Annotated in this window: 7 protein-coding genes; 4 read left to right on the top strand and 3 right to left on the bottom strand. The window is 32.9% G+C overall.

Annotated elements, in window-relative coordinates; translation table 11 throughout:
* Positions 1 to 51 precede the first annotated feature (51 nt).
* Together OZP09_RS09370 and OZP09_RS09375 are read right to left on the bottom strand one after the other, a co-directional pair.
* Positions 52 to 1,407 carry a UDP-N-acetylmuramate--L-alanine ligase gene (locus OZP09_RS09370; RefSeq protein ID WP_281310661.1) on the bottom strand — a complete coding sequence of 452 codons (1,356 nt, stop codon included), beginning with the start codon at positions 1,405 to 1,407 and terminating at the stop codon, positions 52 to 54.
* A gap of 65 nt (positions 1,408 to 1,472) precedes the next feature.
* Positions 1,473 to 2,162: a tetratricopeptide repeat protein gene (locus tag OZP09_RS09375; RefSeq protein ID WP_269237533.1), complete on the bottom strand. Its 690-nt coding sequence runs from the start codon at positions 2,160 to 2,162 to the stop codon at positions 1,473 to 1,475.
* Between the two features lie 130 nt (positions 2,163 to 2,292).
* Between OZP09_RS09375 and OZP09_RS09380 the strand changes: the two genes are divergently transcribed.
* The 4 genes from OZP09_RS09380 to OZP09_RS09395 all read left to right on the top strand — a co-directional run bounded on the left by OZP09_RS09380 (position 2,293) and on the right by OZP09_RS09395 (position 10,646).
* Complete coding sequence (locus OZP09_RS09380) at positions 2,293 to 8,775, top strand: alpha-2-macroglobulin family protein (RefSeq protein WP_281310662.1); 6,483 nt, start codon at positions 2,293 to 2,295, stop codon at positions 8,773 to 8,775.
* Between the two features lie 84 nt (positions 8,776 to 8,859).
* Positions 8,860 to 9,738, top strand: a complete 879-nt coding sequence (locus tag OZP09_RS09385) for a hypothetical protein (RefSeq protein ID WP_281310663.1) — start codon at positions 8,860 to 8,862, stop codon at positions 9,736 to 9,738.
* Between the two features lie 28 nt (positions 9,739 to 9,766).
* Positions 9,767 to 10,114, top strand: a complete 348-nt coding sequence (locus OZP09_RS09390) for an STAS-like domain-containing protein (RefSeq protein WP_281310664.1) — start codon at positions 9,767 to 9,769, stop codon at positions 10,112 to 10,114.
* Positions 10,101 to 10,646: a type II toxin-antitoxin system VapC family toxin gene (locus tag OZP09_RS09395; protein WP_281310665.1), complete on the top strand. Its 546-nt coding sequence runs from the start codon at positions 10,101 to 10,103 to the stop codon at positions 10,644 to 10,646. The genes OZP09_RS09390 and OZP09_RS09395 overlap by 14 nt, the downstream gene beginning before the upstream one ends.
* Positions 10,647 to 10,717: 71 nt before the next feature.
* Here OZP09_RS09395 and OZP09_RS09400 read toward each other — a convergent pair whose 3' ends face one another.
* Positions 10,718 to 12,862: a S46 family peptidase gene (locus OZP09_RS09400; RefSeq protein WP_269237538.1), complete on the bottom strand. Its 2,145-nt coding sequence runs from the start codon at positions 12,860 to 12,862 to the stop codon at positions 10,718 to 10,720.
* Between the last annotated feature and the right edge of the window lie 147 nt (positions 12,863 to 13,009).

The following is a 13,009-nucleotide window of genomic DNA, read 5'->3' on the forward strand; positions in this document are numbered from 1 at the left end:
TGCCAGTACAAAATTGTAACTGGCACAGTATCTAATTATCTAATTGACTAATTATCTAATTAATTCTTTAACTTCATCAAAATTTAAACCTCCATAATTTCCTGAACTCATTAATAATAATGCATAATTATCCAGATTTAAGTTGAATAAATATTCTTTGAATTCGGCTGGATTGGTATAAATAATCAAATCTTCTCTATTGAAAGAACTTGCGATCTGCTCATAAGTTACTTCTTCCAATTGTTTGATTTTTACTGCATCCGGTGAATAAAACACAACAGCAACATCAGCATATTCTAAAGCCCCTTCATATTCTTTCAAAAATTCGGCATTTAAGCTGCTGTACGTATGCAACTCTAAACAAGCCACTAAAGTTCGGTTTGGGTATTGCTCTTTTACTGCTTTTGTTGTTGCAGCTACTTTACTTGGAGAATGCGCAAAATCTTTATACGCTACTTTTCCTTTCCCTTCAGCAATTTTTTCTAATCGTTTTGAAGCACCTTTAAAACTTGCAATCGCTTCATAGAAATCGGCTTCATCAACACCCATGTTCTGACAAATCCATTTTGCTCCGGCTAAATTATTCAGGTTGTGTGCTCCAAAAACTTCGATTGGCATGTCGCCTTCCGGAGTTTCTAAAAGTGTCACCCCATCATTTACTGTATAATTTGGCGTGCGGTAAGGTAATTTTCGAATTGGATTTGTGGCTGCTTCAGAAACGCGTTTTACTTCAGGATCATTTTCGTTGTATACCAAAATCCCACCGTTTGTAATTTTAGCAATGAAAATTTCAAATTGTTCAACGTAGTTTTCATACGTTGGAAAAACATTGATATGATCCCAGGCAATTCCGGAAATCAAAGCAATATTGGGCTGGTACAAATGAAACTTTGGGCGTCTGTCTATCGGAGAAGACAAATATTCATCTCCTTCTAAAACCATAAAATCATTTTCTTTTGTAAGATGCACCATGGTATCAAAACCTTCCAACTGTGCTCCCACCATATAATCAACCTCAATATTATGATAATGCATTACGTGTAAAATCATTGAAGTAATGGTTGTTTTTCCATGAGAACCACCAATTACAACACGGGTTTTATTTTTAGATTGTTCATATAAAAACTCCGGATAAGAATAAATCTTTAAGCCTAATTCCTGCGCTTTCAGCAATTCGGGATTATCTGCTTTTGCATGCATTCCTAAAATTACTGCTTCAATATCTGAAGTGATTTTTTCAGGGAACCAGCCCATTTCTGCAGGAAGAATTCCTTTTTTTTCTAATCTTGATTTTGAAGGTTCAAAAATAGCATCGTCGCTTCCTGTAACCTGATATCCTTTATTATGTAATGCTAATGCTAAATTGTGCATAGCGCTTCCGCCTATGGCGATGAAATGTGTCTTCATTTAAAATTTCAATTTTTAAGTTCCAAATTCCACATATTATTGGAATTTAGTATTTGATATTTTTATTATTTTGAGTCAAATTTTCGTTTTAATTCCAGAGCTTTTTTAGGCTCTTTTAATTTGTTCAAATATAAATTATATAATTTTTGAAATGTAACTTTTGAATTGCCAATTTCATGTGCTTTTGTATAATTTTTTTCTGCCGAATCGTATCTTTTGAAATACTCATCAATTCTGCCTTTAGACAGATAACCATCAACAGGTGATAACTTTGCCAGTTCATTAGAATATTTCAATGCTTTTGATTCGCTCCCTCCCAATATTCCGGGCAGCTGCAAATACAATTCGATTAACGCCCAGCGTGCAGGCAGATGTTTTGGATTTAAATCAATCGCTTTCTCAAATGAAAACTTCATATCATCCACCATTCCGAATGCCTTAATTTTATTTACTTCTAATGCGCGCATCCCCAAACATCCTCCGTATTTATAAAAGTAATCCGCCTCAGTAGGTTTTAACTGCTTTAGTTTTTTGTAATATGAGGCTGTTTTTTCCCATTGTTTTTCTTCCGCAGAAATGTCGGCCAAACGTTCCAGAGTCTTACTATCATTCGGATAATGTTTTAGATTCTCTTCAAAAACAGCTTCGGCTTCTTTGTACTTTTTAGCATGAAATAACTTCTCCCCTTTTTCAAAACTGGATTGTGACCATAAAAGAAATGGCATCAAAACGAAAAAAATTATTAACTGTCTCATCTATCAAAAATAACGAAATATAAAATGTATTATTTGCTTTTAGAGATAAATTAGTAATTTGTACGAAAATTTCTCACTCCTCTCCCAACCTTTTTTTTAAAACTACTCTCTATATAATAAAACTCCTTTTATGAAAAATATAGTATTTGCTCTTTTACTACTTACTTCTACCCTATTTGCTCAACAAACAGATAAAAAATGGAATAAGGTTATTGCTTTTGAAAACGAAGGCAAAGTTAAATCGGCCAGTGAAGTCGTGACACAAATTTACAAAAAAGCAGTTTCTGAAAAAGATGAAGTTCAAATGATCAAATGCTTTTTTTATCATTCCAAATACCTGTTGGTTGTAGATGAAAATGCTCAGACAAAAATCCTTAACAATCTTAAAACAGATATTAATCGTGTCTCCGTTCCTTCAAAAGCAATTCTGAATTTTATATATACAAAATGCCTGAATGATTATTATACGCGAAATAATTATAAAATCAGACAACGAACCAATACGCCTTTTCTTGATGAAGATTTTTTGACATGGACAGAAACCAATTTCAAAAACCAAATAGATTCCACATTTAAAAAAACTTTAGAAAATGAGCCTGTTTTAAACAAAACTTATCTTGCAGACTATGAAGTGATTTTTGATTTTTTTGCTTCAGAAAAGTTCAAAAAAGAAACTTTGTTTGATTATCTGCTAAGAGAAAACCTGACTTTTTATAAACAGAAAGTACGTCAATGGGAAATTGTAAAGAGTGATTTCAAAACATATACGAAACAGCTATTAGGAAAACCAGCCGATTTTACAACCATTAATTTCGACTTTGTTACCAATGAAAATCTGCGTTCTGTTTTGTCATTATATCAAAAACAGGAATCTTACAATCCTTCTCAGGACAATCAACTGGATCGAATGCAATATGTAAAAAACACTTTACTTGAGTCAGACGAAGCCTATCTTCCTTCCTTAAATTACCTTCAAAAGGAAGCAAAAGACACTATTTTAATTCAAAAGATTCAATTAGAAAAAGCGCTTTATTATTCTAAAAATGCATCAAAAGAAACTCATCCGGATTATAACTTAAAATCTGTTTCTTTATTAGACAGTATTATTTCAATAAAAAACAGATCAGATGCTTACAAATTAGCCGTACAACACAAAGACAATGTACTGGCTAAATCATTAAATATTCAGCTTCAGAAATACATCTACTCAGATGAAAATACCAGAGCATACATTAAATACAAAAACGTAACGCAGCTAAAAGTTTCTTTCTATAAAATCAGTCAGAAACAGCTTTGGGATTATTCTAATTTATATGCTAAAAAAGATAGTCTTACGACAGTATTTCTTCAAAAAAAGCCTGTTGCTACAGAAAGTTTTTCTATTGTAAATAAAAATGATTTTTTTGAATATACTACAGAAGTACATTTGCCAACATTAAAAACAGGCTCTTATTTTGTTCATTTCGAAAGTGATTCAGAGAAAAAAGACGAGAAAGCTTTTGCTTATGAAATTATTACTGTTTCGAATCTGGCTGTTTTAGCTTCTCAAAATGCATCAGGCGAAACTTTTCAGGTGGTAGACAGAAAGACCGGAAAACCTTTGGAAAACGTACGTATAAAATCAAAATACTTTAATGTAAAAACGGACAAAAATGGAATTGCGAATTACAACCGTAAAAAAGACAATTATTATAATGACGAGATTGAATTATCTACACCAAACGATTCTATTTCTATTAGAAAAAACTATCTCCAATATTTCGATTCTTATTCGGCGAATAGCAATTATGACAATAAACCAAAAGGGAAAGTAAATTTTTATTTAGACAGGGCTATTTACCGTCCGGGGCAAACAGTTTTTTACAAAGGAATCGCAGTTCAGAAAAAGAAAAACCAAACTTCTGTTGTACAGAATACATCATTCAAAATAATTATTCGGGATGCTAATGACAATGATTTCAAAGAATTTGATGTCGTTACAAACGAATTTGGCTCTTTTTCAGGAGAATTCGTCCTGCCAAAAAGTGGCCTGACAGGCAATTTTAGAATTGAAGCTGAAGAACCTGAAAACTATGAGAATGATATTAATTATGATAAAGAAGAAGACGAACATCCTTTTTGGGACCATGTTGATTTAGAAAATTCTCAAATTGATTTCAGGGTTGAAGAATACAAAAGACCTAAATTCGAAGTTGTTTTTGAACCTAAAAAAGAAACCTTTCAGATCAATCAACCCATCAAAGTAAAAGGAAGTGCCAAAGCTTTTGCCGGAAGCAATATTTCTGATGCTGTTGTAAAGTATACTGTCACAAGATTTACGAGTTATTTCAGATATTATTACAACCAGCAGGATGAAACGGAAACCTTGGCTACCGGCGAAACCAAAACGGATGCTTCCGGAAAATTCAGTATTGATTTTACAGCAATTCCGTCAAAAAACAGTAAAAAAGAACAATTACCTGTTTTTAATTATAGAATAAACATTAGCGTAACGGACATTAACGGAGAAACCCATGACGCTGAAACTGTTGTAAAAGTGGGCTATCACGACTTGGTTCTGGGGGCAGGACTTCCTGATAAAATTGAAACGAAAAATAAAAACGAAATTTCGCTGACAAGTAGCAACTTAAACGGAGAATTTAAAGCTGTAAAAGGAGAAATTAAAATTTATTACACCAGTTCTTTTTCTGATAAATTTAAACCGAGAGTCTGGCCGGTTCCTGATTTTGAAACTATTCCTAAAGAAGACTTCAAAAGATTATTTCCTTATGAAGTAAACGAAAAGACAACAAATATTGAAAGCCCAACTTTAGTTTATTCTAAAAAAATTGATACTGAAAAAGACAAAAAAGTGGTGTTGGATTTTATTTCGAATTACAAATCCGGAAACTATAAAGTCGTGTTTTCAGCAAAAGACAGTTTTGAAAATGATATACAATCTACGACCGATTTTCAAATCATCCAAAGCAAAGACAAATACAATACGAGTACTTTATTTACGATTAAACAACTTAATGAAGACCCGAAAAAAGATGGTTTTGTTACCTTAAAAATAACTTCGGAGATTCCTGAGCTTTATATTGCTGTTACAGGAAGTTACAACAGTAAAGTATTTTTTGAGAAAACCACACATTTAGAAAACAATGAAAATATCATTAAGGTTGCGTTGAAAAAAGAGTTTGAAAATCATCTTAAAATAGGTTTTCAGAGTGTTTTTGAAAATGCATCTTTTAATAATGATTTAGATGTATTGCTGAAAAAACAAGAAGTTTCAAAATTAGAATTTAATGTTGAAACTTTTAGAAATAAATTACAGCCTGGAATTAGTGAAAACTGGTCGTTCAAATTAAAGTCAACCAATACCAGCAATGAAGCAGAAGTTTTGGCTTCGATGTACGACAGTTCACTGGACCAGTTTGCGACAAGAAACTGGGGCGGGCTTGAGTTTTATGACTATTCATACAATGGAAATAATAGTAGATCAAGCTTAGGATTTGACAAAACCTCCAGTTATCTACAAAATTTAAACGCTCCAAAAAAAGGAGTTGTGCTAAATAACGAAATCACAAAACTGATTTGGTTTGGTTTTGATTTTAACAACACCAATAATTCCCTTTACGTACAAAGAGAATATCAAAAACAGCTTAATAAAAAAGCAAAGAAACCATTAAATGCCAAAATGATTTCCGGAATCATTACAGATAAAACAAACCAACCTTTACCTGGAGTTTCTGTCTCTATTAAAGGTTCACAAAGAAGTACAACTACAGATTTTGATGGTTATTACGAAATTGAAGCTGCTGAAAAGGAAGAACTTGTTTTTAGTATGATAGGGTTTAAAAGTAAAACTGTTACAATCAAAAACTCAAAAACAATTGATGCTGTTTTAGAGGAAGACGAAAATAGTTTAAAAGAAGTCGTTGTTGTGGGTTATGGGACACAGAAAAAATCAAGCTTAACGGGAGCAGTAACACAACTTAAAAGAATTGGTTCAGAAAGCATTCCGGAAGATCGTTCTGATAGTATTAGTGAAGCGTTAGCTGGAAAGGTAGCCGGGATTCAAATTAGAGGAGCGGGAAGTATTGACATTGGCTCTGCTCCAATATATGTTGTCGATGGTATAATTGTAAATGACATCAAAAACATAAATCCAGCAGATATTGCATCTATGGATGTTTTAAAAGATGCAAGCGCCACAGCAATTTACGGAAGCAGAGCTGCGAACGGGGTCATCATCCTTACCACCAAAAAAGCATTAGAAGAATTAACCCAGGTAAAAGCCAGAAAAAATTTATCAGAAACCGCATTCTTCCTTCCCAATTTAAAAACCGATTCTAAAGGAAAAGTGAGTTTCAATTTTACTTCACCCGAAGCTTTGACTGCCTGGAAACTTCGTTTGATGGCGCATAATAAAGATGCTGTTTCCGGTTATTTAGAAAAAAATGTTGTGACTCAAAAAGAGCTGATGGTTTTACCTAATCTACCACGTTTTTTTAGAGAAAAAGACACAATTGTAATCAGTGCCAAAATTTCAAATGTTACAGCTGAAGCCAAAACCGGAATATCAATTTTACAATTCTTCGATGCTGCAACCATGCAGCCTATTGATGCCAAAATGCTGAATGTTGACAATGTAAAAAACTTTACAATTCCAGCTTACGGAAACACAACGGTAAACTGGAAAATTACAATTCCAGAAGGTTTGCAGGGAGTTCAATATAAAATATTGGCAAAATCCGGAAACTTCTCTGATGGGGAAGAAAGCATACTTCCGGTTTTAACTAACAATATGCTGGTTACAGAAAGTATTCCGATCTGGGTTCGCGAGAATTCTGTAAAAGAATATACGTTTGAGAATTTAAAAACCAATACTTCCACAACTTTAAGAAATCATCAGTTTACTTTAGAATACACCTCAAATCCAACCTGGATTGCGATTCAGTCATTACCTTATTTAATGGAATATGAACATGAATGTGCCGAACAGACTTTTGCCCGTTTTTATGCGAATGCACTGGCTTCTGAAGTTATTTCGAGTAATCCTAAAATAGCAGCTGTTTTTGAAGACTGGAGAAAAAACGGAAAACTGAATTCTAAATTAGAAGAAAACGAAGAATTAAAATCGATTATTCTGGCTGAAACACCATGGCTGAAAGACGCCCAAAGCGAAGAAGAAAAGAAAAAAAATCTCGCTCTTTTATTTGATTTGGAAAAAATGAAAACTTCGCAGGAAGCAACTTTTCAAAAATTAAAACAAAAACAAAAAGCTTCAGGAGGATTTTCTTGGTTTGACGGAAGTGACGAAAACGAATACATCACCAGACATATTTTAGCTGGACTAGGGCATTTGTCTAAATTAAGCAAAGGCAACGCTTCGCAAATTGACGAAATTGCAAAAACCGGAATTTCATATATAGATTCTAAATTTCTGGAATATTATAAAATTAGAACCAAAAACCTAAAAAAAGCTGACAAGCTGATCTGGATCAATCCATATTCTGATTTGCATTATATGTATGCCAGAAGTTTTTATCTGGAGAAATATCCGCTTTCTGATACTTTGAAAAAAGCTTCTAAATTATATCTCGCTTCGGCTAAAAACAATTGGCTTTCTTATTCTCTTTACGAAAAAGGAATGACCGCTTTAATCCTAAATCGTTATGGCGAAAAAGAGGCTGCCAAAACCATTTTAGAAAGTTTAAAAGAAACTTCTTCCAACAACGAAGATTGGGGAATGTACTGGATTTCTAATAAATCAGGCTGGTATTGGTATCAGGCTCCAATTGAAACTCAGTCTTTATTAATTGAGGCTTTCGCCGAAGTGACAAACGACACCAAATCTGTTGATGCGATGAAAGTCTGGCTGCTAAAAAACAAACAAACCAAAAACTGGCCAACCACAAAATCGACCACAGAAGCCGTTTATGCCTTATTAATGCAGGGAACGGATTGGCTGAGTGTAAAAGATAACACGGTTATCAAACTCGGAGATGAAAAAATAATGACCAAAAAACTAGCAGAAAACGAAAAAGAAGCTGCAACGGGTTATATCAAAATGAACTGGAAAGCAGAGGAAGTTAAAAAAGAAATGGCTTCGATAAGCATCGAAAACAAATCAAAAGTTCCTGCATTTGGCGGGGTTTACTGGCAGTATTTTGAAGATCTGGATAAAATAAAAACCAATTCGGGTACTGTTTTGTCAGTTGCGAAAGAATTGTATCTTAAAAAGAGTACCCTCAAAGGAAACGAATTAGAAAAAATAACGTCTAAAAATCCATTAAAAACCGGAGATCTGGTAACGGTAAGATTGATTATCTCTTCTAAAGAAAATACGGAATATGTGCATTTAAAAGATATGAGAGCTTCGTGTTTTGAACCAGTAAATGTACTTTCAGAATATAAATACAACGATGGTCTGGGCTATTATATGAGTACAAAAGACGCTGCAACTCATCTTTTCTTTGATAACGTCAATAAAGGAACTTATGTAATAGAATATGATATCCGTGTGAATAACAGCGGTGAATTTTCAAATGGGATTACCACAATCGAAAGTATGTATGCTCCGGAATTTACGAGTCATACAAAAGGGATTCGGGTTAAGGTGAATTAAATGATTAAAAATAAATCTATTTTCAACCTAAAAATCAACTTTTTAAATTATTTTTAAAAAATCAAAATCATAAAACCATTCAATATGTTTGAAATGAAAATCGAGTTCCCTTCCAAAATAACATCTGAAGTGACGGGTTATGAAAAACTAATTGAATTTTATGAAAAAATGTCTACAATTTATAATAGTGAAATAACAATTGATTTTCGTAATAACTTTTGGTTAGAAGCAAATCTTTGTGCAATTTTTGGCGCAATGATTGAAGAACTTGAAAATAGAGGAAATATTATTAAATTAGATAATATTAAACAACCAAAAGATATCTTAGCAAGAAATGGTTTTTTATTAAAGTATGGAGTAAACAAACCTGCGTCGACTTATAATACTGAACTTGAATATAAAACATTTAGTCGCAAACAAGGTAAATCATTTTCATTTTATATAGATAATGAAATTTTAAAAAAGGAAGGCTTTCCAAAGCTTTCAAAACTATTAAGTAAAAAAATTAACGAAAGTATTTTTGAGTTATATGAAAATGCAAGAACGCATGGTGCTTGTAAAAACATACACACATGTGGACAGTACTTTCCAACAAAGAAATTGTTAGATATAACGATTGTTGATATGGGGCAGACAATTAAATATAACGTTAATAATTTTAATAAATCAAATTGGAGTGGAAGCGATTGTATTGAATGGGCTACTAAAGATAAAAACACCACAAAAACTGGAAATATTTCTGGTGGTTTAGGGCTTGCAATAATTTTTGACTTTATTAAATTAAACGGTGGTAAAATTCAAATTATATCTTCTGATGGTTATTGGGAATTAAGAAGAGGTAAAATATATAAACAGGAATTAAATTTTTCTTTTCCTGGAACCATAGCCAACCTCGAGTTTAATTTGTCAGACACAAACGAATATATTCTTAAAGAAGAGATAGATTTAGATAATATTTTTTAACTTTGCAAACTTATTCATGGTAATTACAATGGGAAATATAAAAATTAATGAAGTTATCGGTGGAAACTTTGCTGTTACAACTGATGATGGAAATTTAGTTTTTAATCTTTTAGACAAAAATCTAGAAGAACAAACAAAAACTAAATTAGATTTTTCGGAGATTATCGTTTTAACTACTGCTTTTTTAAATGCTGCTATAGGTCAACTTTATAGTAAATATAAAAGTGAAGAAATTGCACCTTATCTCAAATTGACCAATGTCGCTGAAGAGGATAAAATTTTATTTAAAAAAGTAACGGAAAGAGCCAAAGAATATTTTGCAAATAAAGAAAGTTTTGAAAAAAACTCTAATGATGCTATAAATGGCAACGATTAATATAGAAACTTATAAAATTGGCTATACAGACCAATTTTTTTTTGACACAAATGTTTGGTTGTTATTATTTGGAAACCTTGCTAATTACCAAAAAAAAGACCAGAAAGAATATTCAAAGTTTTTCAAAGAATCTTTACAAAGAGAAATTCCTATTTATATTTCTTCAATGATTTTATCTGAATTTGCAAATGTATTACTCAGAGTAGATTTTAAGCAATGGAAAACGAAAAATAAGTTTACAGAAAGCAAAGACTTTAAAAAAGATTTTGGAATAACACCGGACTATAAGAAAAGTGTTAAGAATGCAAAAGAACTATTACAATCAATTTTAGATTTGCCAAATATTCATCTAATTTCAGATTTCTTTAATGGAATAGATAAGGAAACCATCCTAAAAGACTTTGATATAGTTGATTTCAATGATGCTTATTTAGTAGAATTAATAAGGAACAACAAATATAAGGTAGTTACAAATGATAAGGATTTTCAAAAATTAGAATCGAAAATTGACATAATAACTAATCAAATTTAATTCAAGTATAAATAAAAAACCCGACAGACCTTGAAAAATCTGTCGGGTTTAATTTTATAAATAAATTGAGATTATTTTGCAATAGTCAATTCGTCAATAATGTTTTTTGCTCCGGCGTATTTGTCGATAATCCAAAGTACGTAACGAATATCTACGTTGATTGTTCTTTGCAATTTAGAGTCAAAAATTACGTCACCAGCCATTGCTTCGATGTTTCCGTCAAAAGCAATTCCGATTAACTCTCCTTTTCCGTTAAGAACCGGTGAACCAGAGTTTCCTCCTGTGATATCATTGTCTGTTAAAAAGTTTACGGGCATGTATCCCGCTTTATCAGCATATTGACCAAAATCTTTTGCTTTATTCAATTCTAACAAACGGGCTGGCAAATCAAATTCCTGGTCTCCCGCTTTATACTTTTTCACCATACTTTCCATGGTTGTATAGTTGTTGATTTTAGCATCATTACGAGGATCTGCAGGCAAAGCGCGAACTTTTCCGTAAGTTAATCTTAAAGTTGAGTTTGCATCCGGATATTTAATTGCATTCAGTTTTGATTCTCTTAAACCTTCCACCAATAAACGATAAGCAGTTGCAAAACCATCATCCGCTTTTGCCTGATCATCTGATTTAGTACGATATTTTGTCAGCAAATCAGAGGAGATTATATATAATGGATCTATTGGAAGCGCCGCCGGTTTTGGGCTTGCTAAGTATTCTAAAACTTTCTCTTTAGATGCAAAAAAACTAGTTTCAGTTGCTTTTGCTATGTCAGCAGTAAAATCACCATTATTAGCCGCTTTCATTTTAGCAATTTGTGGTGCTAAACCATATTCAGCCGCTTTAGAAGCATATAAATTTAACTGTGCAGTCAAAACATCTTTTTCTAACGGAGCATAAAACTCGCCATAAATATCTTCAACCATTGCGTTGATTTTAGGCAGCATTTCTGCTTTTTTAGCATCATTTTCTTTAGAGTAAGCAATCAATGCATTTCCTAAATTTGCAGGTGCTGTAGCAAGAGCTGAAGTACGTAAAAGCTGGATCAAATAATTATCGTGAGTCGCTTTTAAATTTGTTTCTCTGTAATAATCATTGATTGTCGGAATTACATTTTCATACTTTTCCTTATTCGCAGGCTTACTCGCCCAGTCGTAGAATTTATCTTCCTGTGCTGTCTTTACATCTACCGTTCCTGCTTTTGTTAAGGCATCTATCATTCCCTGACGGTTTTTCCAGTAGTTGGCTGTCGAAGCATATTTTGAAGCATACTGTAAACGAACAGTGGCATCTTTATCCATATACTTCTTCATTACATCCATTCCGGTTTTAGCACCTTCAACCCACGCAGGATAAGCATATTTTATATTTTGCTCGATTCCTCCGGCTGGCATCCAGCGGTTTGTTCTTCCCGGATACCCTAAAATCATGGCAAAATCATTTTCTTTTACACCTTTAATGCTTACAGGCAGATAATGTTTTGGCTGCAAAGGCACATTGTCTTTAGAATATTCTGCAGGATTTCCGTCTTTGTCAGCATATACTCTGAACATAGAAAAATCTCCGGTTTGACGCGGCCACTCCCAGTTATCAGTGTCTCCACCAAATTTACCCACGCTTTCAGGAGGCGTACCTACTAAACGAACATCTTTATAATCCTGATAAACGAAATAGTAATATTCATTTCCCTGAAAGAAAGGACGAACAGAAACAGTATACTTTCCGCCTTCGTTATTTTCTTTTTCAATCAAAGCGATTTCCTGCTGAATGATTTTGTTTCTTTCTGTTTCTGTCATAGAAGCATTTACTTTTGACAAAATTCTTTTAGAAACATCATCCATACGCACGAAGAAACGAACGTATAACGATTTTGGTTTCATTTCGGCACTTTTTTCTTTTGCCCAAAAACCGTCTTTAAGATAATTTTGTTCAGCAGTTGAAAGTTCGGCAATGGCATCGTAACCACAGTGGTGATTGGTCAATACCAAACCATTTTTAGAAACGATTTCAGCAGTACAACCTCCGTTAAACTGTACAATGGCATCTTTTAAACTGTGATGGTTAATGCTGTAGATTTCTTCAGCAGTTAGCTGCAGCCCCATTTTCTGCATGTCTCTATGGTTCAATCTTTCGATGAACATTAAGAACCACATACCTTCGTCGGCTCTTACTGGAAATGCCATTAGGCACATTGTTAAAAATAAAACTATTTTTTTCATATAATACTTGAATTAGTCTTGCGAAGATACTTCATTTTCACAATTTCATCATTCAATTGTCATTGAAAATGTATTTTAGTGCTACAATTTTATAATTCTATTACGAATTCAATATTATTAAACCAAAAAAATGCTCTGTTTCCAGAG

The organism is Flavobacterium flavigenum (genome assembly GCF_027111255.2).
Classification (GTDB): domain Bacteria; phylum Bacteroidota; class Bacteroidia; order Flavobacteriales; family Flavobacteriaceae; genus Flavobacterium; species Flavobacterium flavigenum.

Coding starts and splice junctions, on each gene's coding strand:
- OZP09_RS09400 (WP_269237538.1), bottom strand. CDS start 12,862: ATGAAAAAAATAGTTTTATTTTTAACAATGTGCCTAATGGCATTTCCA.
- OZP09_RS09390 (WP_281310664.1), top strand. CDS start 9,767: ATGGGAAATATAAAAATTAATGAAGTTATCGGTGGAAACTTTGCTGTT.
- OZP09_RS09385 (WP_281310663.1), top strand. CDS start 8,860: ATGTTTGAAATGAAAATCGAGTTCCCTTCCAAAATAACATCTGAAGTG.
- OZP09_RS09375 (WP_269237533.1), bottom strand. CDS start 2,162: ATGAGACAGTTAATAATTTTTTTCGTTTTGATGCCATTTCTTTTATGG.
- OZP09_RS09395 (WP_281310665.1), top strand. CDS start 10,101: ATGGCAACGATTAATATAGAAACTTATAAAATTGGCTATACAGACCAA.
- OZP09_RS09380 (WP_281310662.1), top strand. CDS start 2,293: ATGAAAAATATAGTATTTGCTCTTTTACTACTTACTTCTACCCTATTT.
- OZP09_RS09370 (WP_281310661.1), bottom strand. CDS start 1,407: ATGAAGACACATTTCATCGCCATAGGCGGAAGCGCTATGCACAATTTA.